Source organism: Acaryochloris sp. IP29b_bin.137 (genome assembly GCF_028285745.1).
Taxonomy (GTDB): Bacteria; Cyanobacteriota; Cyanobacteriia; order Thermosynechococcales; family Thermosynechococcaceae; genus Acaryochloris.
The window spans coordinates 1-22,208 of the sequence record NZ_JANQOP010000076.1; the positions used below are offsets into that span (position 1 = coordinate 1).

The 22,208-nt window shown below is 49.9% G+C and carries 20 protein-coding genes and 1 pseudogene; 12 read left to right on the forward strand and 9 right to left on the reverse strand.

The features are described 5' to 3' along the window. Positions 1-1,453 (forward strand): topoisomerase C-terminal repeat-containing protein (locus Q0991_RS05625; RefSeq protein WP_299486286.1); only part of this gene is annotated, 1,453 nt, incomplete at its 5' end. 169 nt (positions 1,454-1,622) lie between these two features. Further along, complete coding sequence (locus tag Q0991_RS05630) at positions 1,623-2,960, forward strand: DUF2330 domain-containing protein (protein ID WP_299486288.1); 1,338 nt, start codon at positions 1,623-1,625, stop codon at positions 2,958-2,960. A gap of 153 nt (positions 2,961-3,113) precedes the next feature. Here Q0991_RS05630 and Q0991_RS05635 read toward each other — a convergent pair whose 3' ends face one another. From Q0991_RS05635 to Q0991_RS05655, 5 genes are all read right to left on the reverse strand, one after another. Next, positions 3,114-3,524, reverse strand: coding sequence for a hypothetical protein (locus Q0991_RS05635; protein WP_299486290.1), 411 nt, complete (start codon positions 3,522-3,524; stop codon positions 3,114-3,116). Positions 3,525-3,718: 194 nt separating this feature from the next. Beyond that, the gene (locus tag Q0991_RS05640; protein WP_299486292.1) at positions 3,719-3,991 is read right to left on the reverse strand and encodes a hypothetical protein; all 273 of its coding nucleotides are present in this window, start codon (positions 3,989-3,991) and stop codon (positions 3,719-3,721) included. Positions 3,992-4,176: 185 nt separating this feature from the next. After that, on the reverse strand, positions 4,177-4,908 hold the full coding sequence (locus tag Q0991_RS05645; protein ID WP_299486294.1) for a hypothetical protein: 732 nt from the start codon (positions 4,906-4,908) through the stop codon (positions 4,177-4,179). 111 nt (positions 4,909-5,019) lie between these two features. Then, positions 5,020-6,408, reverse strand: a complete 1,389-nt coding sequence (locus tag Q0991_RS05650; protein ID WP_299486296.1) for an IctB family putative bicarbonate transporter — start codon at positions 6,406-6,408, stop codon at positions 5,020-5,022. Between the two features lie 3 nt (positions 6,409-6,411). Next, complete coding sequence (locus tag Q0991_RS05655; RefSeq protein WP_299486298.1) at positions 6,412-7,095, reverse strand: response regulator transcription factor; 684 nt, start codon at positions 7,093-7,095, stop codon at positions 6,412-6,414. A 96-nt stretch (positions 7,096-7,191) separates the two neighbouring features. On the opposite strand from Q0991_RS05655, the gene Q0991_RS05660 reads away from it, so the two are divergent. Then, positions 7,192-7,608 carry a hypothetical protein gene (locus Q0991_RS05660; protein ID WP_299486300.1) on the forward strand — a complete coding sequence of 139 codons (417 nt, stop codon included), beginning with the start codon at positions 7,192-7,194 and terminating at the stop codon, positions 7,606-7,608. Between the two features lie 30 nt (positions 7,609-7,638). On the opposite strand, the gene Q0991_RS05665 is transcribed toward Q0991_RS05660, so the two are convergent. Next, a complete protein-coding gene (locus tag Q0991_RS05665; RefSeq protein WP_299486302.1) occupies positions 7,639-9,135 on the reverse strand; it encodes a hypothetical protein in 1,497 nt (498 codons plus the stop codon). A 245-nt stretch (positions 9,136-9,380) separates the two neighbouring features. On the opposite strand from Q0991_RS05665, the gene Q0991_RS05670 reads away from it, so the two are divergent. Then, positions 9,381-10,778 carry a hypothetical protein gene (locus Q0991_RS05670; RefSeq protein WP_299486304.1) on the forward strand — a complete coding sequence of 466 codons (1,398 nt, stop codon included), beginning with the start codon at positions 9,381-9,383 and terminating at the stop codon, positions 10,776-10,778. Positions 10,779-11,126: 348 nt separating this feature from the next. Here the strand turns inward: Q0991_RS05670 and Q0991_RS05675 are convergent, their stop codons facing one another. Continuing rightward, a complete protein-coding gene (locus Q0991_RS05675) occupies positions 11,127-11,339 on the reverse strand; it encodes a chlorophyll a/b-binding protein (protein WP_299486306.1) in 213 nt (70 codons plus the stop codon). A gap of 180 nt (positions 11,340-11,519) precedes the next feature. Here Q0991_RS05675 and Q0991_RS05680 point away from each other — a divergent pair, with 180 nt between their 5' ends. Next, positions 11,520-12,857, forward strand: coding sequence for a hypothetical protein (locus Q0991_RS05680; RefSeq protein WP_299486308.1), 1,338 nt, complete (start codon positions 11,520-11,522; stop codon positions 12,855-12,857). A 19-nt stretch (positions 12,858-12,876) separates the two neighbouring features. Here the strand turns inward: Q0991_RS05680 and Q0991_RS05685 are convergent, their stop codons facing one another. Then, positions 12,877-13,713, reverse strand: a complete 837-nt coding sequence (locus Q0991_RS05685) for a GNAT family N-acetyltransferase (RefSeq protein ID WP_299486310.1) — start codon at positions 13,711-13,713, stop codon at positions 12,877-12,879. A gap of 116 nt (positions 13,714-13,829) precedes the next feature. Between Q0991_RS05685 and Q0991_RS05690 the strand changes: the two genes are divergently transcribed. Then, positions 13,830-14,648 carry an SDR family NAD(P)-dependent oxidoreductase gene (locus tag Q0991_RS05690; RefSeq protein ID WP_299486312.1) on the forward strand — a complete coding sequence of 273 codons (819 nt, stop codon included), beginning with the start codon at positions 13,830-13,832 and terminating at the stop codon, positions 14,646-14,648. A gap of 25 nt (positions 14,649-14,673) precedes the next feature. Then, complete coding sequence (locus Q0991_RS05695) at positions 14,674-16,011, forward strand: NAD(P)-binding domain-containing protein (RefSeq protein WP_299486313.1); 1,338 nt, start codon at positions 14,674-14,676, stop codon at positions 16,009-16,011. A 280-nt stretch (positions 16,012-16,291) separates the two neighbouring features. On the opposite strand, the gene Q0991_RS05700 is transcribed toward Q0991_RS05695, so the two are convergent. Next, entirely contained in the window at positions 16,292-17,176 is an 885-nt protein-coding gene (locus tag Q0991_RS05700; protein ID WP_299486315.1) for a LysR family transcriptional regulator, read from the reverse strand. Between the two features lie 107 nt (positions 17,177-17,283). Here Q0991_RS05700 and Q0991_RS05705 point away from each other — a divergent pair, with 107 nt between their 5' ends. The 5 genes and pseudogenes from Q0991_RS05705 (at position 17,284) to Q0991_RS05730 (ending at position 22,142) form a co-directional block, all read left to right on the forward strand. Further along, positions 17,284-18,294, forward strand: a complete 1,011-nt coding sequence (locus Q0991_RS05705) for a zinc-binding alcohol dehydrogenase family protein (protein WP_299486317.1) — start codon at positions 17,284-17,286, stop codon at positions 18,292-18,294. A gap of 89 nt (positions 18,295-18,383) precedes the next feature. Further along, on the forward strand, positions 18,384-19,256 hold the full coding sequence (locus Q0991_RS05710) for a DUF4437 domain-containing protein (RefSeq protein WP_299486319.1): 873 nt from the start codon (positions 18,384-18,386) through the stop codon (positions 19,254-19,256). A 203-nt stretch (positions 19,257-19,459) separates the two neighbouring features. Further along, positions 19,460-20,296, forward strand: a complete 837-nt coding sequence (locus Q0991_RS05715) for an enoyl-CoA hydratase/isomerase family protein (RefSeq protein ID WP_299486321.1) — start codon at positions 19,460-19,462, stop codon at positions 20,294-20,296. Further along, positions 20,296-21,292, forward strand: a pseudogene (locus tag Q0991_RS05720) (LLM class oxidoreductase). Before Q0991_RS05715 ends, Q0991_RS05720 begins: the two are co-directional and overlap by 1 nt. A gap of 13 nt (positions 21,293-21,305) precedes the next feature. Then, positions 21,306-22,142, forward strand: coding sequence for an SDR family NAD(P)-dependent oxidoreductase (locus Q0991_RS05730; RefSeq protein ID WP_299486327.1), 837 nt, complete (start codon positions 21,306-21,308; stop codon positions 22,140-22,142). The last annotated feature ends 66 nt before the right edge of the window (positions 22,143-22,208 follow it).

Genomic DNA, 22,208 nt, shown 5'->3' on the forward strand with positions numbered 1-22,208 from the left:
CCAAACCCACATTACGGTTCACCTAGAAGTTGAAGATGCTGGGTTCCGGTCGACGGGTAAGCGTATTGATTTTCCTGGTTTTTTCCGGGCCTATGTGGAAGGGTCCGATGATCCCGATGCCGCCTTGGACGATCAAGAGGTGCTGCTGCCTTCCCTGAAGCAAGGGGATACGCCGGAGTGCACAGAGCTTTCCCCCATCGGCCATGAGACCCAGCCGCCAGCCCGGTTTACGGAAGCATCGCTGGTGAAAATGCTGGAAAAGGAAGGGATTGGCCGTCCCAGTACCTATGCCAGTGTGATCGGTACGATTATTGACCGGGGCTATGCTCAACGCCAGGCTAATGCCTTGGTGCCCACCTTTACTGCTTTTGCTGTCACCGCTTTGTTGGAGCAGCATTTTCCAGATTTAGTGGATCTCAGCTTTACAGCGCGCATGGAGCGAAGACTGGATGGTATCTCGACGGGGGAAGTCGAGTGGCTGCCATATCTGAGTGACTTTTATTTGGGGGATGAAGGTCTGGAAACCCAAGTCAAAACCCGACAGGATCAGATTGATCCAGGTGAGGCTCGAACCATTGATCTGGATAATCTGGAAGCCAAGGTGAGAATTGGTCGCTTTGGCCCTTATATCGAGACAGAGCATGAGGAAAAGCCCGTTAAGGCGTCTTTACCCAAAGATATGACGCCAGCGGATTTGACGCCAGAGCAAATTGAGCAGCTCCTTAAACAAAAGCTGGAAGGCCCTGAAAAACTAGGCTTCCATCCCGAGAAAGGAGAGCCCATCTACATCTTGCTGGGGGCTTATGGTCCTTATGTGCAGTTGGGAGATGTGACTGAGGAAAATAAAAAGCCCAAACGAGCCTCTCTGCCCAAGGGAGTGGCGATGGAGTCGGTGACTTTAGATATGGCGGTCGAGTTATTGTCTTTGCCCCGGTTGTTGGGGCAGCATCCGGATACCGGCTGCAAAGTGCAGGTGGGCCTGGGTCGGTTTGGTCCCTATGTGGTTCATGACCAAGGCAAAGAAGGCAAAGATTATCGGTCACTTAAGAAAGAGGATGATCTGTTCACCATTTCATTTGAGCGAGCTTTGGAATTATTGGCGATGCCGAAAGGCACTCGGGGACGCCGGGGAACGAAAAAAGCCTTGAAAGAACTGGGTAATCATCCAGAAGATGAAGCACCCGTCAATGTGTATGACGGTCCCTATGGCCCATATATTAAGCACAATAAGACGAATGTCTCCTTGCCTGAAGGGAAAAAAGTTGAAGACGTGACTTTGGAGATGGCTCTGCCATTGTTAGCAGAGAAAGCTTCGACGAAGGGCAAGAAAAAGACGAGTCGCGCTAAATCAACCACGAAGAAAAAAACAACTAAGAAGACTACCGCTAAGAAAACGACGACTAAAAAGACGGCAGCGAAAAAGACCACTGCGAAGAAAACGACCAAGTCATAGTCATCAGCTCCAAGTGGCCATCGTTCTCGTGGAGATGCATACCGCTTAGCACTGGTGGGAGCTTAACCTTGAACCGTATTTTGGTTGTTGCAATTCTTGTAACGATAGATAGTCTGCTGAAAAGGTTGAGCTAGCATAGACCGAAATTCAGTGACGGTTTCTTGGGATCATGAAAATTAAACGTTTCCTTAGTGCTTGTCTGGTGGTTGTGCTGATGTGGACTAGCCTGTCGCCTGATGCTTTGGCCTTTTGTGGATTTTATGTCGCTAAAGCCGATACGGCTTTGTATAACGAGGCATCTCAGGTTGCGATCGCAAAAGATGGCAGCCGCACGGTCTTGACCATGGCTAACGATTTCAAAGGGGATGTAAAAGACTTTGCCATGGTGGTGCCCGTCCCCGTCCTCTTGCAGGAAAACCAGATTCATGTCGGCGATCCCACGATTTTGAAACGGCTGGATGATTTTTCTGCCCCCCGATTAGTGGAATATTTTGACGAAAATCCCTGCCAAGTTTTTCGTAATTCTCTTGATCGGGAATCATTCCGTTTACCCGCTGCGGCAATGCCACAAGAGTCTCGATCTGAAGCTGATTTAGGGGTGACTATCGAAGCCCAGTTCAGTGTTGGGGAATATGACATTGTTATTCTGAGTGCCAAGGAATCCAATGGGCTCCAGACCTGGCTTAACCGCAATGGTTACAAAATTCCTCGCGGGGCACGGTCGCTCCTCAAGCCTTATATTCGCCAAAATATGAAGTTCTTCGTGGCCAAGGTCAACTTAGAAGAGTTTGAGAAATCTGAATTCCAGAAGCTGCGGCCTTTGCAGATGGCGTTTGATTCGCCCAAGTTTATGCTGCCGATACGGCTAGGCATGATCAATGCCAATGCAGAACAAGACTTGATTGTCTATTTGCTCTCTCCCAAGGGACAAGCTGAGCTGGTCAACTATCGCACCGCCAATATCCCCACGGATGCTGAGATCCCCGAATTTGTAAAAGACGAGTTTGGCAATTTTTATACCGCAATGTTTGAGAATGCCCATGCCAAAGCCGGTAAGCGGGTCGCTTTTCGAGAATATGCTTGGGATATGGGTAGCTGTGATCCTTGCTCCGCAACGCCACTGACCCCAGAGGAATTGCGTAAAGCAGGCGTGTTCTGGTTGCCAGAGCGGCCTCAAGGAGATTTTGTGGTTCCCCCTCGTTCGACGGGCGTATTTATCACCCGACTTCATGTTCGCTATAGCCGCGATAAGTTCCCTGAAGATTTGATGTTTCAAGAAACGAGCAATCGTCAGTTCTTTCAAGGACGCTATGTGATGCGCCATCCTTACAAGCAAGAGGCGGATTGTCCGGCGGGCCGTCGTTACAAGCGTTCGCTCTCAGCTCGGTTTGAAAAGGAAGCTCAAACCCTGGCTAAGCTGACTGGCTGGAATATTCAGGATATTCGTAAAAAGATGGATTTCCAAAACTCTAAACCTGAACCCTGGTGGAAGCGATTGTGGAAATAAGTGGATGACAGTCCAAAAAAAGCTTTAGTGCAGATATTAGACCTCTTGCAATATTCGTTTCATGATGTGTTACTGATTCAATTTATGCAGCGATCTGACTTGTTTTTTTAGTCCGCTACCATATCGTTAGCTCAATTATGCAAGAGGTCTATTCTATGCGCCCTTGCTCGGCGCTTCGTAGCGAATCACTGCCCAAGCAAGCGTGACCGGTATAAGCATGCCGAGGCCAAAAGGGATACGGCAGGCTAAGCCGCTTTGCTGAGTCCATCCCCCAACGCCATGAACCGAGCATTCCCTTAGCCCTGGCCCGAATGCAATCCACCCGGAGATCAAGCACAATAGCAAGGCCAAAAGCAATATCAGCAGCTTTTGTAGATCCAGCCTGTTGAGGTTGACAGTAAATACCAACAATCCTGAGGCTGCAAAAACCCCCGCACTGGCATAGGCAATCCATGCTGGAACCTGAAGTAAATCGGGTCGCAAATAGATGAGAAAAGCGAACAAGATGCCAAATAGCAAGAACACTATTCCAAAAGTTAGGCTTTGGGATTGCTTTTCTGCCATATTGGAGTTCTCTTAAACAAAATTATGGGTTGACACAATAAGGCCGTGTCTATTTTAGCCTCAGCCAATTAGGAGCCAGAGGGTGAGATGGCTTTTAACGTTCTGCGATCGCATTAATGACTGGCATAGGCGTCTAGCCGTAAGCGTATGCATATGCATAAGAAATCAAACGCTTTTCTGACTTAAATGTGCCGCTAATCGTCTTTTGCGTAGATGGCGATGCCATAAACGGCAAAGCCACCGTATACAAAGGCAGGCATGATCAACACAGTCCACCATTTGCCCAAAAGCCACCACTCATTGATGGGTGTATGAGGTTCGATATTGCTCGCCACTAAAACACCTATCGCCGTTGCCAAACCCCCGAGAATATGAATATAGAGGGGACATTTAAAGCCTGACTGCTGCCATAAGAACAAGGCACAGAATAAAATAAGTACGATGATGCCAACTTCAATGGGCGTCACAATAGTTCCCTAATTCTGTGCCCTTAGGTTGCCCGCCTGTGGTACCCATCAGGACAGTTCTCAGAAAGATGAAATCCTTGCCATTAGACATTCAAAAAGAGACTGCTGCAAGCCTCTACCCTTTTGGGTTGGCTTGCAACAGTCTTGCAAAAGGTTAGCTTACTGCGGTTCAGAGTTTATTTTGCCTAATCGATTCTTAGATCCTTTCTTAAGCGCAAATCCAAATCGCGATCGGGGTAGATGACGACGAGATCGCGATCGCGACTGCTACGATAATCATCATCCCGTCGATCAAGGACCTCTTCGCGTCTGCGATCGCCCAAAATCGTGGCTAAGACATCTCGGACGCCCTCAGAGGTTCGGGTGCGGCGAGAGGCAACTCGGCGATTGGGATAAACAATCTCAGAATAGGCATCCAAATTGTAACGACGGCCATTGGGTAAAACGATCCGCCTAGCGTCATAGACGATGCCTCCATCCCGGGGACGCAGACGGCCTTCGATGCGACTATTGCGAGGGATAATCACGCGCCCCGTATCGTCGGCTCGAATATTTTCGTTGATGTAGAGGGTGAGATCCCGATCATCATTTTTGCGAATGACGATGCGATCGCGATTCTTTGCAAAGGTCCGTATCGTTTTACCTTCATACAGACGACCTTTATTGAACCGCCAGCGATCGCTTCGTCGGTCTCGTCGATTGTCAAAGCGGTCGTCGTCAAACCGATCATTATCCGCTTTGCAAAAGTAGCCGCGACGCTCACGCTTGCACTCGTAGCCCCACCGTTCTGCGGCTTCTGGGAAAGAACGCGGTCGCCGACCCGAAAACTGGGCTTGGGCAGAATCGATGCCCAGTCCTGAGCCCAGCAAGACCACCGAAGCCAAAGTTGTAGGTAGGAGTCTGATTTTAGATTTCATAAGTAACACTGCCTTACAAGGAGTTCAGAGAGATTCAACAACCGATCGGTACATCTTCTGACGCCCCAGAAATCTAAATAGTTTCTCCTGGGTTCGAGATTTGCCCGTTCCTCAGAGCGATACGGCGGTATCTACCGCAGCGGCCTGCCGATAATAGCTAGCCACAATCGCCACCGTTAACCACCACAGGGTATTGATTTCAGGACGATACCACACAGTATCGACGAACCCGTGGATCAGCATGCCGACAATAGAGGCAATCGCTCCCACCAACCACCAAACTTCCTGGCTTTGCAGTTGTCGCAGCTTGTGAAACTGAACCCAGGCTTGCTGGAAAATCAGAGCGACCAGCCACATCAAACTGGCAAATCCGATAACGCCCGTTTCAACCAGGGTTTCCAAATAAATCGAGTAAGCACTGAGGGCATGGTAGTTGGGCTTTTGAAAAAAGGGATAAATCCGGTTAAAAGCCACGTTGCCCGGGCCAATCCCCAAGATCGGGCGCGCCTGAATCATCTCCAGCACGGATTCCCAAACATTGATCCGAAAATTATTACTGCTATCGGCCCGTCCTGAAAAGACGCTCAAGGCCCGATCCCGCAGGGGAGTGACAAACAACATCCCTAAGGCAACAGCCCCCACAATCGTGCCCATCGTCAGGGGGACAATCCACATCTGCCAAAACTGGGGTAGATAGGGCAATAACCAGTACAACGTCATCATGGCCATCATAAAAATAGCCAAAACTAGGCCAATCCATGCACCTCGACACCCAGTCCAGTACATACAGGCACTGTGAACCATCAGCATCGTCGCGGCCAACACCTTGGCGGTCCAACGCTGCCAGGCAATCAAAGCGCAGATACAGAAAATAATGGCCGGTAAGATATAGGCGGCCAGCAGGTTTGGATTGCCCAGGTAGCTGTAGACTCTCACCTCATCGGCGGTCGTCGAGGTGGGATCGACCCAAGTGGCGTTGGCTTCTGCCCCGAAGAATTTTTGGCGGACACCATAGATGGAAACAATAATCGCCGCATGAAGATAGACGGTGATCAGCCAAGACCGTAACCGATGCGATCGCACCACCCGTTCCGCCAGTACAAACACAAAAACGTACAGAGTCATCTTTGCCAACCCAGACGCTGCGGCCATCTTCACAGGAGAGAGGACCGTGGCAATCACCGACACCCCCCAGAACAGAAACACCAGTAAATAGATAGGGGAAAATCGACTCGGTTTCAGGTCATCAGAGAGGGTCAGCAGCAACCAATACCCCCCGCAGGCAATCGCTAGGAGCCCCGTTAAATTGTTGGGAACGAAGGGAGCTAAGGCAAAAACTGCTGTTAGCAAAAAGGCCCCAATTTCCTGGTGCCATTGCAGCAGCCAACTACCCTGTCGCCATTGGCGAAGGAAGTTGAGCAGCCGCCAGAACAGACTGCCTTGTCGCCATTGAAGAGATTGGATGTTGTGCAAGGTCAATGTCTGCCAAAGGGTATTCATAAGCTATTGTGTCAGACCGTTCTCCAAGGCAAAGCGTACCAGTTCTGTCCGACTATTGGTGCCTGTTTTACTAAAAAGTCGGCTCACGTATTTTTCGACATTGCGAACGCTGGTTTCTAACCGACGGGCAATCTCTTTATTCATCAGCCCTTCGGCTACCAGATCGAGAACGCTCTGTTCCCGAGGCGTAAAGTCAATTTTGATCGTGGGGGTATTGGGAGTGGGCAAGGGCGCGCGGTTCATCAGGATGGCCCGAATTTCGGCCACCTGGTTGGCTAAATCGGCAATATCAGGGGTGGCGTTGGCATCTTTGGCTTCTTTGCGGGACAGCAGGTTAGTCACGATGGCAACGAGTTCGTCGGGGTCGAAGGGTTTAGAGAGATAGGCGTCCACCCCGGCGTTGTAGCCTTCAATCCGATCTTTGGTCATCCCCCGTGCCGTTAAAAATACGATGGGCAATCGCATAAACCGAGGGTCTTCCCGCATTTGGCTGAGGAATTGATAGCCATCGACCTCGGGCATCATAATGTCGGAGATCACGAGGTCGGGAATTCGCTGCTGTAACTGCTCCCATCCGGCTTTGGCATTACTGGCAACATCGACGGTAAAGCCGCTGTCTTCGAGGTAGGCTTGCACAGCTTCCCGCAATCCTGGCTCGTCGTCTACCAATAATAAATGCCCAGTCATAGAGTTTTGGTCACTGAAAGCTACTCATTTTAGTTTACCGCCCGAATCTGTCAGTATGAGGGGGGAATTGCCGAACGATGGAGAGGGAAAAGGCCGATGCAATTAGAGTTTGTGTCAGTGGAGGAGTTTTACTTTGCGATGACGCTCTGCGTACGGACGCTGACGGAAATTGAGAACCCTGAGTTGGTGGCTCAGATGCAGGAGAAGTTGGCAGCCTATGGACAATCTTCGACGGTGGCGGCAGCACAACAAAATAATTTTAATTATGTGTTTCGAGTGGCTGGGGTGGATTGCGCTCCGGCAGAGGAGCTGATTGTTTCGATTGCGGATTGGGGTGAGGCGTTGCGGTTGGGGAGTGACTTTGGTTGGATTCTGGATGAGCATCGGAAACCCCGACGAACCGAGAAGTTTGCTCAGCGAGATGAGTTTTTGCAGCAGTTAAAAGCCAAATTGCAAGCGGAGTTTCAGGTGGTCCTGAATCAGCCGCTTCCCTCTGGTGACGGTTGTCCCTAAATCTGGGCTAGAAAAGGAGTATTTTTAAGATTAATCGCCGGGCGATAAAGCAGGTGAAGATGGGGATGGCCCTGGCAGAGATGGATCTTGCGGGTTACCGGTCACTCCCAGGTAGATAATCGTCCCTAAAGCGGATAATGCGATTAACAGGCCAACCGCCTGATAGCGATTGAGGGGCAACTTACCACCAAGGGCACCTGATGGACTTGAACTGCTTTCTGAGGGGAAGCTAGACAGGGGGACATCGCCTCCCGTGGGGATGTCTTCAGAAGCGCCAATGGACTCTGGACTGGGAGGGATGGGGGTCTCTTCGCTTTCCTGTTCAGCAGATTGTTCGGCTGCTGGGGGGATCTCTGGGGCTGGGGGTGAGTCTTCACTGCTTAAGCTCTCGCTGCTTGACTCTACACTGCTTGACTCCACACTGCTTGAAAATGGTGCATCTATCGAAACAGGCGTCTCCTCCTCTGGGAAAAGAGAGTCCTCTCCCGACCCAGGAGAGTCTGCTAGTAAGCCTTCTTCTGATGGAACATCAGGCAGGGCGACATCTGCATCTGACCCAGGAATGGAATCAGTAACTGAAGGAATGTCAAGCGCCGGTTCTGAAAATTCTGCCGTTTCTGGAGTGGGGATGTCTGGTTCTGATCCAGGACCTGCGGCTACAGCTTCTTCGGGTATCGATGATTCAGATACATCCGCCCAAGGCTCAGGCATGGGGGTTTCTGCTGGGGGTGAATCTGGCGGGGGTTCCGCAGGGGACTCACTGGGTGTTTGTATATCTGGCACTTGAATCAAGGTTTGATCTTCCAGACCTGCGCCAATGGATTCAATTGGTGTGGGTTCTGCAGGAGCCGGATCGACCCAAGGATCGGAGATGATGTCGGAAGGTTCTGCAGAGGCTACTGTATCTAGATCGCCAATGGATTCAATTGGTGTGGGTTCTTCAGGGGTCGGATCAGCCCAAGGATCGGAGATGATGTCGGAGGGTTCTGCAGAGGCTACTGTATCTAGATCGGGCAGGCTTGTGTCAGGTGATTCACCCAAGTCCGGGGTTAAATCAATGGGTAAGTCAGGATCGATGGGGGAAGTAGCAAGGGGGATTTCGGATTCATCTGCCCAAGGGTCCGCCGGGACAGGGGTATCCCCTACATCTGCCCTGACGGCCTCTGTATCCTCTGCCTCGCTCGCAGCGGAACTGTCCGAGGGACGGTCATCAATGGCCCAGATTTCCTCCGCTAACGGTGCTTCTTCCTCTGGCATTTGGATTAATGTGGGGTCTTCGAGGATCTCGCCGGAGTCCTCAACTGAGGAGGATAAAGATTCGGCGATTGTCTCAGATTCGTCAGACCACGATTCGATATCTGGCAGGGACGCTGGCTCGTCTGTGGCCGGTGAATCCCCTAACAATTCCGATAAAGAATCAAATAATTCATCAGAAATGGGACCGGATTCAGAACTGCTGGGGTCCGAGCCTGGCTCTGAAGGAAAGACCCCATCGGGTTCAGAATTCGGATCGTTAGGATTAACCATAAGAGGGAACCGTTTTTAAGGTTTAATCTTTGGAAATTATCCTACAGGGTAGTGTGGATGCGATCGCACCTCCGCACATTCTTTTTAGAATTCATGGGTATAAATTGTCAGTTTGTAAAGCCATTTGTGAACCTTAAAAACGGGCGTTGGATCGAGGGATTCACAAAGGTGTCTTGACGATTCAACTCAGTCACTCATTTAATAATCATCATTGCCAGAAAAATCCTCAGGGATAGATCTAAAGTATGCGCTCGTTTCTGCCATTAAACCTACCGCTCCATCTTGTAGTCCTAGCACTCTTTTTATCGTCCTTGAGTGGCTGTGTGGGCAGCGAAAAGCAACCTTCTCCGCCCACATCTCCAGCCAATACCAAGAAAATCAAGCCTTCGTCAACCCGCAAGGATGCGGCTGCCTGGTCTATTATCCTGACCGATCCAGAAGATCCATCGGAGTCCTCTTCGTCATCCATCAGTGCACCTGATTCGTCTCCTCAAGTGCCTAATTCCGAAGCATCCCCAAGCACGGACAAAACTAAACCGAAAGGTGAGTCCACGTCAAAGCATAAACCTGCAATCCAGAAAGTTGCGTTTTCTCGTACCCCCTATGCGGTCATTGATGAAGCCAAAACAGATCAATTCAACATCACCGGGGAGCAGCTTTTTAGTAACAGCTATCTGCCCAATCATCCAGTTGATTTCAACGAAGCCGATTTATTAACCGTCCTCAATAATGTCAAAGCTTATTTTGACAATCATAGTCAAACTGATCCCACTGCGCTCCGGGAAGGGATTCTAGGAACAGGCGGCGTCACCATTCAGGATATTCAAGACACTTTGGCCTTTATGATTACTGTCCTGGAACAGGATATTGCCCTCCAGCGCCCTTCCCGACTCAAAGATCCGAACTTTATCAACACCCATTTCCAAGTCATAAAATGGCAACCTTACAACCCGCAAAAACCTGACCAAAATCAGTTGCGGATCACCAAATATGCCGTTTTTGCTCATCAAGGGTCGCGGACAAAAACAGCGGAATTTGATACCCCCCTCTACCAACTCAAACCAGAATTTGCGGTTGATAAATTCTTTCAAAAATACTCCAAGCAGGATGTTCTTACTGGTCTGTATGAACCGGGTGGCAAGGAGCAGGGCAAAGTTACCCCCCTGGCTTATCTCACTCGCCAAGGGTTAGAGGATGCCTTACTCCAAGGCACCATTTTAATTCGCTTTAAGGATGGCTCATCCGCCTACTTCAATGTCGATCGCAACAATGGTATCGCCTACGTCCGGGGGCTGCCGCAACGGCAACAGAAACGCTATTGGTATTTCAAGCAGGTCGATGCCATTAGAGGCTATGGTCCTAAAACAGGGGCAAAAATTGCCGTTCGGCCCGGTGTAACCTTTGCGGGTGACGTTTTGAATATTGGCTTAGGCAAAATTATTATGCTGGAGCACAATACCGGAGGAGTTCAGCAGTTGAATATGGGTGTTCTCGCAGATACTGGCGGAGCATTCCTGCCCAATCTATATCAGCTCGATTTCTTAGCAGGGGTTTTTCCCAGCCATGATCAATTCAAGCAACATATCAGCACCCTTCCTGCTTACGCGAATGCCTACATCCTGATCAAGAAGAAAAATAGTTGATTACAAGTAATTATGCTGCTGCGCTTTAAAGGGGAATTAACAGTTGTCTAAAAGTAGTTTCGCGTTTAACCCTGGAAGTCATAAAACAAGATCCTGAGCTGACGCAATTAATCTGGGTTCGGAACAGTGTAGAGTCCCCGATTTTTGTATAGTTGAGAAGCCCACATTTCTTCAGTGTCACTGCCAAACGGTTGTTGGGTGCACAATCGCTCATAGACTAGGCAGAAATCATCTACTGTAACAAGCTGAGCTTCTCAACTATGCTGGGGGCTATGTTGAAAGGGCTGCTGTTCTTTCAGCTTATGGTTCGTTCTTCTTAAGTCTTAACTCCGATGAAATTAAGCAATCCTATGTGCCAGCAACAATTTGCACAAATGTCATGTTGGTTGCTAGTTCAAATAATAAAATGCCAAAAAATCCAATCATGGCTAAACGTCCGCTGTAACGTTCTGCATCTTTGTTAAATCCGAAGATTGACTTTTTTTGAGCATTGGTTTTGGGCTCAACAGCAAATCGATCGATTCGACCGCGATCGTCTGAGATATATCCATTAGCAGTCATATGTGTGTGCTCCGTAATTGCTATGTAAATAAATGTAACATATTTAATCTAAAATGTAAATAAATGTTGCAAGCATAGAGATATTAATAAGGAGCAAGTTGAAACTACCCACACGATATTGACTGAAGTTAGCCCCTGGACGCAGGGATTAGAATCCTGATAGTTCAAACAGCAGAACAGTTGGAACAATATACTCGAAAGCCATTGATTGGCCTTTTCTCCTCTCGCCCAGATCGAAATGTTGTACGGTTAGCAACTGCTATGGCTTGGCACTATCGACGAAACCTCTTTGGTCTGGCTGTGGCAGGGATGAGTTTAGGGGCCATCGGCTGGCACTGGCTCCGCCAGTCTGATGTTGCGTCCTCCGTCCCTAAAGCCTGCACGCAGACCCCAACCGTTGATATTACGCAACGCTTAGAGATGGTCGGCTCCCCCTTTACCACCAGCCAACATAAAAAATCGGACCCCTATGCGCGCAACGTTTGGGTGATGTTTCCGTTTCAACAACAGCTCTATTTAGGGCATGGGGATAGTAACCATAATCAGGGACCTATCCCGCTCTGGTATTTTGATCCAGCCTCCGAAACCTTTCAATTTGATTTTGTTGCACCAGAAGAACAGATTCAAACCTTCCAAGCCATCGATCAAACCCTCTATACCCCGGGGATTGATGCACGGGAGAACTGGAAATTTGGCAGTATTTATCGCTTGGGTGCAACCAATTGGCAACAACTCCGGACTCTCCCAGGGGGGGTGCATGTTTGGGCAATTCAGGGCTTTGCCCGCCAGCTATGGGCCGTTATTCGACGACCGGATAATCGCGGCTACTTATTAACGTCTAAGGATGGAGGGCGGACCTGGCAAGATGTTCGCAGCCTGAGACGCGAATCCGCTCATATGGTTCTATTCCAATCCTCGCTCTATATTTTTTCAAGAGGTCGTCCCTGGCAGGTGGATCAGACATTAGTTCCCAAGCAACGACAAGACCTAGATCTCAAACAACTCTTTCCTGAACATACCCAGGCGACGCAGATCACTCAAACTGCGACCCATCAATCCCAACTAGCCTATATAAGTAATAGGTCCCGCTATATTTCCCACACTGTTCAAGGGACCAAAATCTTGAATCGAGCAGATCCTCACCTCCAGCCGCCGGGCTTATTTGTGGCTCAATCCCTAGATCCTTTGAATACAAAGGTGCAGAGAATAGCTTTGCGCGCCCATGAAGTGCCCTGGGATCTGTTCTCAACCCCCCAAGGATTGTATGTTCTCACCAGCGAACGCCGCAACCAAACAGGCCAGCAAAGCTTTCTTATTCGGGTGCGCCAAGCGAGCCATCGCCATCAGTGGTGCGCCATTCTTGCGTTTGAATCTGACACCTTTGCCCGTTCCTTTGCCCAATTTCAGGGAAAGTGGTATTTCGGTTTAGGAACAGATTACGGTTCAGCTTACGGGCGTAAGTCTTATACCCAAAGGGCACATCCGCTATCCGGCACGGTATTGCGGACAACCCTTTGATCTCTACTGAGGGGAAGGACTAGCCCATTTCTAAGGTCGTGACCCCATAGATTTCTTGGAGTGGCAGTTGTGGGAAGGTCCCTTTATACATTCGACAGTTACTAAACAGTGGAATCGCGTCAACCGCCTTCATCAGTTGTTTGGCTTGGTGATTAAGGGTCGGCACATCCATAAAGATGGGTTGATTGGGGGGAGGGACGGTACACAAAGCGGCGAGCAGCGTCTGGGCAATAGCCGCTGAATCGGCAAAGAGCGGCCCAATGCGATAGCCCATTTCCGCTGGTCGGATCAGACCGTAGCCCTGTAATTGTCCCGCTTGCATATATCCCCAACCTTGCATTTTGGGGCTGGCTAGCCAATGCCTCAGAAAGTGCGATCGCATCCCCACGAAATGGCGAGTATCGTAGTCCAAAACCTGCTCAAACGGTATCGTATGAATGGGCTGCAAAGGCTTTTCAATAGTGCCATTGGCACCAGATAACAATTGATGACGCACATGCAAACAGGATTTAACAAACCCATGACGCAGATAGGTTTCCTGCAACGCCACCGCTCCTTCTAAACCAATACAGCCAGAAGGCAGGGAGGAAATGGCCTTTTCCCACAGGAAGCGGCCATAGCCATGACCTCGATGACGACAATCCACCAAATAGCAGCCCAAAAAACCAAAGTCTGCATCGTAGGCAGCTGCAGAAATACAGCCAATGGGTTGATCAGCTAACCAACCCACCAACAAACTATTTTGTTGCCAATACACCTCCAAATCATAGCGGCCAGGATTCCAGGACTCCTGTACCGCCCAAGCCCGAATAGTAGCGAGATCTTGCTTTTGCGCCGGTCGGATTTGAAAATCCATCCACTGCCTCTGGGGTGATTAGGAGTAAGCCTCCCGATCATAAAAGTGATTTCGCGAGGTCTCGCTGACATCAATACATCTTTTACAATCTGATCACAGTTATCATAGGTCTACCCATGACCGAATTGAACAATGCCGTTGTTCTGCTAACCGGGGCCACTGGAGGATTTGGCCAAGAACTGACCCAGTTATTATTAGCTGCAGGCAGCCGAGTTATGCGCACGGATATCGACGCTAACTTGCTTGAGCAGCAGTCAGAAGTACTTCACCAGCACACCCACCTAGGAGAACTCCTTCCCAGTATTGTTGCGAATTTGGGCTCAGAAGATGGGTGCAAGTTTCTATACCAACAGGTGCAATCCCTCTGTTATCCCATCGATATCTTAATCAACAATGCCGGCATTGCCATGTATGGACGCATGGATGAGATCCCAGCCCAGAACTGGGAATTAATGATGCAGATTAACTTACTTGCACCGATGCGATTGTGTAATCTGTTGGTTAAGGAGATGATCGCCCGTCGTCGCGGTCATATCGTTAATATTTCATCCGTTGCGGGATGGATGGCCCCCTCGGGGTTAACCGCCTATGCCACCAGCAAGTTTGGTTTGCGAGGCTTAAGTGAAGGGTTACGAAACGACGTCAAACACTTTAACGTTAAGGTTACAGCGGTCTATCCCTTTTTTAGTCGGACGCCTATTCTCCACTCAGATAGCTTTGGATCCCTTGCTCAGGGGACAACAGACCTGCCCAACTGGCTAACGACAGATCCTCATAAAATTATGCAAGCGACGGTTCGGGGCATTCAGCAAAACAAAGCAGAAGTCTTTCCTGATGTGCAAGGCCAAGTTCTAACCCGACTGAAACGATATATGCCAAGATTCCTTCAGTGGAGTAGCACTCGGATCATTGAACCCTTCCAAAATCCGTCTTAACGCAGTTTATTCTCTCCGCAAATCCGTGCAAACAACCTCTGACAAATATCTGATTATTGGTGCAGGGTTTATCGGCCTAGGGATGGCCGAGGCCTTGAAAGCAGCAGGCATGGCCTATGACCAAGTGGATGCCAGTGATGATATTGGCGGCAATTGGCATCATGGTGTTTATGAAACGGCCCATATCGTTTCATCCAAAAAGATTACGCAGTTTACCCATTACCCTATGCCTGCGGATTACCCTGACTTTCCCAGCGCGCAGAATATCCAGGATTATCTGCAATCTTTTACAGACCATTTTGATCTACGCCAACAAATTCAACTCAATTGCACCGTCCACTATGTACGTCCGGTAGAACACAATCTTTGGGAAGTCACCTTTAACAATAATGAGACCCGACTCTATAAAGGGGTGTTGCTCTGCAATGGGCACCACTGGAGTAAACGGTTTCCCCCGTTTGAAGGACAGTTTGAGGGGGAGATCATCCATTCTAAAGACTACAAACATCCAGACCAGCTCAGAGGGAAGCGAGTTTTAGTGATTGGAGCTGGCAACTCTGCTTGTGATATTGCTGCTGAAGCAGCTCGTGTCGGTGCCAAGAGTACGATCAGCATGCGAGATTCTGTGTGGTTTATTCCCAAAACCTTTGCAGGAAAACCAGCGGCAGATTTTATGCAATGGTGGATGCCGGAATGGTTCCAGCGCTTGCTTGCACATCTCGTAATTCGCCTTGCATTCGGTTTGCATGCTGATTATGGATTAGCGAAACCCAAACATCGCTTGTTTACCAAGCATCCCACCGTCAATACCGAAGTTCCATATTACTTGAAGCATGGTCGGCTGACCGCCCGTCCTGATGTACAGCGGTTGGCAGGAAATGAGGTCGAATTCATAGATGGGCAACGGGATCAGTTTGATTTGATTGTTTGTGCCACGGGATATTATGTGGCCTATCCTTTTTTGCCCCCAGAATTGCAACGGGTCGAGGGCGCAATTGTCAAATGTTACGGTGGTTCTTTTCTGGAAGACTATAAGGGACTGTATTTTATTGGCTGGTCTCAAGGCAGAAGTGGGATTGGTTCTCTCATGTCCACTTCAACAAATGTATTAATCCGTTTTTTACAGCTCCAAGATGAAGTTAATGTCCCTCTTGGCTTAGTTTTCAAAGAAATGAGGCAGTCTCTCCCCACCACACATTTGGTTGATCCCCAAAAGTTAGCTCGTACGATGCGGATGGTACAGCTGGGCTTTCCTTGGATTCGGTATCGAGCCCATCAAGTTGACCGACAATATCCAAACTTTAGGAATAAACCTCTTCCTGTTTGGAAGCAGAAAAATCTGGAACAGGTCACTTCAACATAAGTAGCTCTTTTTTAAAAGAAAGTAAACATCTCAATCTGAATGATTTTCAACATTAGACAGCACATATAGCAACCCGAGCCTGGGTTAGGACATTTGCTAATCCTGAATGCCTTTCTATAAGAGATCAAGATGCTTCTCAAAAATCCTAAGCTGCTATAAACCCTATCCAAGGGGCCAGTTGAAAGACTGATAACGTTGAAAAGCCCGAACCACTGTAGATGTTTACAGTGGGCTAGAATTTCATTTGTGTAGGCTGGCGACGCGATTCCCCTACTCCTGCCTAACACTCCCATGGTGGAACTGGTTGGAACCTTTCAAGTAAAAAATCAATCATGGCATAAACTTTCGGGGCAATAATTCGGCGACTGGGATATAGGAGCCAAATCGAGACATCTACCATCAGCGGGAAATTCGGCAATACCTCAACCAACAGCCCAGATTTCAAACTTTCACTGGCATTCCAGACAGACTTGATGCCAATTCCCAGCCCCTGCTCCAGCATTTTACGCAGAGCCTCACCGTCGTTGACCATAAACGAGTGGGGAACACTAATGACCTGTCCGTTCCTAAACTTCCACTTCGTCACTTCAGCCAGACTGACACATTGATGGTTCACCAAATCATCAGGGGTTGCAGGTGTACCATACCGATCAAGATAGGTGGGAGAAGCAACCAAAATTCGTCGATCAGCGGCTAGCTTTCGCAGCATCAGACTACTGTCGGTCAAGGGGGCATTGCGGATAATCAGGTCATAGGCCCCTTCCACCACATCCAAGACCTCATCCGATAGCCGTAAATCCAGACTAACCCGCGGATGGCGGGCGTGAAATTCAGCCAAGGTAGGAATAATATACATTCGGCCAAAGGAGCCAGGCATGGTAATTCGCAGTACCCCTTCCGCCTCTGCCCCCTGTCCCTTGACGGCACTCAGTCCTGTCTCTAGAGTTTCTATCATCTGCTGGGCATAGGGCAAAAATGCCTCACCATCAGTGGTCAAGGAGACGGCTCGGGTCGTGCGGTTAAACAGCCGAAAGCCAATCGTTTCTTCGAGTTTCACCAGACGGGCACTGGCACTGGCAGGAGATAGGGAAAGATCTTGCGCTGCCGCCGAGACCCCGCCGCGGGCAGCAATCCTGAGAAATAAACGGAGGGACAAAATATCCATTTATCAAAAATATCCGAATTATTATTTCGCTAAAAGCCTGTTTATCTTTCTAATTTAAATAATTATCATGCGGATAACGGTCCAATAACTCGAAAGGAGGCGAAATAATGAAAGCCATTGGGTACAAAGATGCGGGGTCAGCAGCAGATGTCCTGATCGAATTTGAAACAGCAACGCCCCAACCGGGCCCAAAGGATTTACTCGTGGAGGTCCGGGGTGTTTCAGTGAATCCGGTGGATGTCAAACTGAGGGCCGGTGCCCAACCCGATGGTGAACCTCGCATTTTGGGGTTTGATGCTGCTGGGGTCGTACAGGAAATAGGCTCAGATGTGACCCGGTTTCGGCCTGGTGACGAAGTATTCTATGCCGGCGACATTACTCGCCCTGGGACCAATGCCCCGTTTCAGGTCGTCGATGAACAAATCGTGGGTCGCAAACCCTCCTCCCTGGGGTTTACAGAAGCCGCTGGCATCCCCCTGACCAGTATTACAGCCTGGAAAATGCTATTTGATAGCTTCGGGCTTAAAGAAGGCGAAGGCACCGGGGAAGCACTCCTCGTGATCGGCGGTGCGGGGGGAGTGGGTTCAATTCTGATTCAGCTCGCCAAGAAGCTCACAGGGCTGACTGTGATTGCCACGGCATCTCGCGAGGATACCCATGCTTGGGTCAAGAAAATGGGAGCCGATTATGTAGTTAATCACCGTAACCCCCTAGACGAAGAACTGAAGTTCTTGGGCATTGCCCCCCGATATGTAGCGGCCCTAACCCACACGGACAAACATTTTTCCGCCATTCGGGAGTTGATTAAACCCCGGGGACATATGGCTCTGATTGATGATCCGGGCGCCCTGGATGTGGCATCTCTCAAAACCAAGGCCATTTCTTTGAGCTGGGAATTTATGTTTACCCGGTCGATGTTCCAAACCGAGGATATGGACGTCCAGCATCAGTTGCTGAATCGAGTCTCAGAGTTACTTGACAATGGCACGCTGATCTCGACGGTCAATCATCATGGTGGCAGTCTCAATATTGAAAATCTGCAAGCTGCCCATGAATTCCAAGAAAGCGGCAAGGCCATTGGTAAGACCGTGTTGGATGGACTTGCGGCAACTGATTAAACCTTATTCGGGGATAGCCCACTGGAGTTGATCGCGGACCCCTGGGAGCCTCGGGGACTGCATTGTTTCACACGCTTGGAGGAATCAAAATGCTCAACATCAGAAATATAAAAACAGTTTTCATCCTGGCACTGGCCTTCTTCATTACCGTCCTGGGTAACACGCTGGTTTCATCCCAAGGCCTTGCTCCGAAACCGAAAGCTACCGCCGAGATCCTCCTAATGTCTGATGTTCAGTGGGGACCACTTAACCCCGCCCGTGGCGACAAAAGCCCAAAGGCAGGCCAGCTTTGGGGTGATCGCACTGGCTCAGGGCCGTCCGGCTTTCTTGTTGAGTTTGTGGACGGCTTCTCGTCGCCCCCTCATATTCACAATGTCACCTATAAGGGCATGGTTATTCAGGGCCTCCTTCACAACGATGATCCAGATGCTCATAAAATGTGGTTACCAGCAGGGTCTTTCTGGACCCAACCCGCCGGAGAAGTGCATGTTACCGCTGCCGACGATAGTAACAACCTGGCGTATATAGAGATTGAGGAAGGGCCGTATCTCGTCCACCCACCAGAAGCAGCGTTTGATAATGGCGAACGGCCTGTTAATGTCGATAAATCGAATCTAGTTTGGCTGAATGCCTCGAATATCACCTGGGTCGATCAGCCTGAAATGCCGGACGGAGCCAAGGTCGCCTTTCTCTGGGGTAACCCCCAGGAGGACCAGTTAAACGGCACCTTAATTAAACTGCCCACTGGATTTACGGGAGAAATACAAAGCCAATCCTCGACCTTCCGTGCGGTTGTGATTCAGGGGCAACCCAGCCTCCACTCGGGTCAGACCAACGCCCTAGAGCCAGGCAGCTATTTTGGCTCGCAAGGAGAGACGGTGCATCAAGTCTCCTGCACAGCTAACGAAGAGTGCGTTATCTACGTGCGTGCTCAGGGCAAATATAACGTCGTTTCGTCGTAGCCCAAGTAGTACCGCGCCAATTTTACCTGGGCAACCATCAGTCATATTCCAGTCGATTCACGTAAAGCCTTAGCCGTGAAGTGGTTACCCATGCTTCAAGGAAGGCTTTGGGTCCGATGGTCGGCAGGAATCGAAGGTGCGATCGCAAATTTTACACACCTAAACAAACCATCCCAATTCATCACTAAATAAGGAAATCGCAAATGAACTACACCACTTTCAACGTTGAAATCAAAAACGCTATCGCGTGGGTCACCTTCGACTATCCCCCCGTTAATATTCAGGGCCTACCGATGCTGGCCGATCTCAATATGCTGGCTCAAAGGCTGGAAACGGATCGCACCATCAAAGTCGTGGTGTTTCAATCCGCCCATCCCGAAATTTTTGTGGCCCATGCCGACACGAATTTTCTCAAAGACATGTCTGCGATCTCAGTCTCTCGCGACGAAGTCAAGCTCCTTGATTTACAGGTGGTGCTAGAACGGATCAGCAAGCTGCCCCAGGCTACCATTGCCAAGATCGAAGGCTATGCCCGCGGTGGCGGCCATGAATTTGCCCTGGCCTGCGATATGCGCTTCGCCGCCCGAGGTAAAGCCAAATTTATGCAGATGGAAGTTGCCATGGGCATCCTCCCCTGTGGCGGTGGCGCATCGCGAATGGCTCGTCAGATCGGCCTAGGGCGAGCCCTGGAAATTATTTTAGGTGCAAAAGACTTTGACGCGGACCAGGCCGAAGCCTATGGCACCATCAACAAAGCCCTCGCCCCAGAAGAGATTGGCCCGTTTGTGGAAGCTTTGGCGAACCGAATTGCCCTCTGGCCCGCTGAATCGATCAACGCCTGCAAACAAACCGTCTACGCCTCCATTGACAAACCCATTGATGAAGCCCTGCAGGAAGAAGCCTATTGGCTCTATCAGGCTACTAGCCAGACCCCGGCCCTAAAGCGCTTTACCTGGGCAGATGAAAACGGTGCCCAGTTCGACATGAACAACCAACACAATTGGCAAGACATGGTCATTAGTGTGCAGGAGATCCAATAATGAACACAGAATGCAAGACTCTCAAGCCTGTGGAAGATACCGGGTTTCAACCCATTAATCGGGCCTACAACGCCGTATTCCGTCCCAACCGATTAAGCCTCGGTCTCGTGGTGCCGATCGAGACCTATGCAAAGGGACCCGTCCCCACCCTGGAACGTCACCTGGAACGGGTTCAGCTAGCCGAAGCCCTCGGGTTTGCGGCGGTGTGGTTACGGGATGTGCCCTTCAACGTGCCCTCTTTTGGAGATGCCGGGCAGACCTACGACCCATTTGTTTATCTGGGATTGTTGGCAGGCCAAACCCAGCGCATCGCCCTCGGAGTAGCCAGTATCATTCTGCCCTTGCGACATCCAGCCCATGTCGCTAAAGCCGCCACAACTGTTGATGTGATGTCAGGGGGACGGCTACTTCTGGGGGTGGCTTCGGGAGATCGACCCGAGGAGTATCCAGCCCTTAACCGCTCCTTTAGCGATCGTGGGGCTGCGTTTCGAGAGAGCTTTGACTACATTCGGCAGATGAGTCAAGCATCTCCCACCTTTGATAATGAGTTTGGTCATTTGACGGGTGGAATGGACATGCTGCCTAAACCCACCTCGGGCAAACTGCCCCTACTGATTACGGGAGGCAGTCAGCAAGCCCCTGAGTGGATCGCACAAAACGGGGACGGCTGGATGACCTATCCACGCGATACGGTGATGCAAGCACGCATTATTCGCGATTGTGCGGACACGGGTTGAAGCAATAGACGGTGCAGACAAACCGATCATGCAACCACTGTATGTAGATCTCACCGAAGACCCCAACACCCGACCACAACCGATTCATCTGGGATTCCGATTAGGAGTCAACCATCTGCGGGCCTATCTCCAATCCCTGGAACAAATCGGTATGAACCATGTAGCGCTGAACCTGCGATTTAACCAAGCGGACATCGAAACAACCCTAAAACGTCTGGCCGACGATATCTTGCCAGAATTTACGGCCTGCAGTGATTAAGGACGCCAAAACCATGACCAAAACGATTTTAATTACCGGTTCTACCGATGGCATCGGCTTAGAAACAGCCAAACTATTGGTCTCAGAAGGTCACGGAGTGCTGTTGCATGGACGCAATCCCACCAAGCTGGAGGCCGCCGCAAAAACCCTCTCCGCTCTACCGGGTAGTGTTGCCAGCTATGTTGCCGATTTGTCTCGGATGACTGATGTAGTTTCACTGGCCCAGGCGGTGGCCGAAAACCACGCTACATTGGATGTCCTGATCAACAATGCAGGGGTCTTTAAAACACCTGATACCGTGACGCTGGACGGGCTGGATGTGCGTTTTTCTGTGAATGCGATCGCACCCTATCTCCTCACCCAGCAACTCCGCCCGCTGCTTCCCACCTCTGGACGGATCGTCAACGTATCTTCCGCAGCCCAGTCTCCAGTGAATCTAGAGGCCTTAACTGGACGAGTTCAGCTCACCGAAGCCTTTACTGCCTATGCCCAAAGTAAGCTGGCCCTGACCATGTGGTCTCGCAGTTTGGCCCTTTCCCCTCTGGGGGATGGCCTCACCATCATCGCCGTCAATCCTGGGTCCATGCTGGGGAGCAAGATGGTAAAAGAGGGCTTTGGCGTAGCCGGAGGGGATCTGCGGATTGGCGCGGACATATTGAATCGCGCAGCCCTAGCAGATGAATTTGCAGCTGCCTCTGGCCAGTATTTCGATAACGATAAAGGTCAGTTTTCTTCACCTCATCCCGATGCCCTCGATCCACAGAAATGCCAGAAAGTTGTAGATGCTATTGAGACAATTTTAGAAGATATCAAGCATAGGTCGTGCATCAAAAAAGTGTGGGTTTGTTAAACCTATAGGGAGTTGAGTTATCCTATTCCCTGATGCAATGTCTTCTATGTGGTCACCCCAAGACCC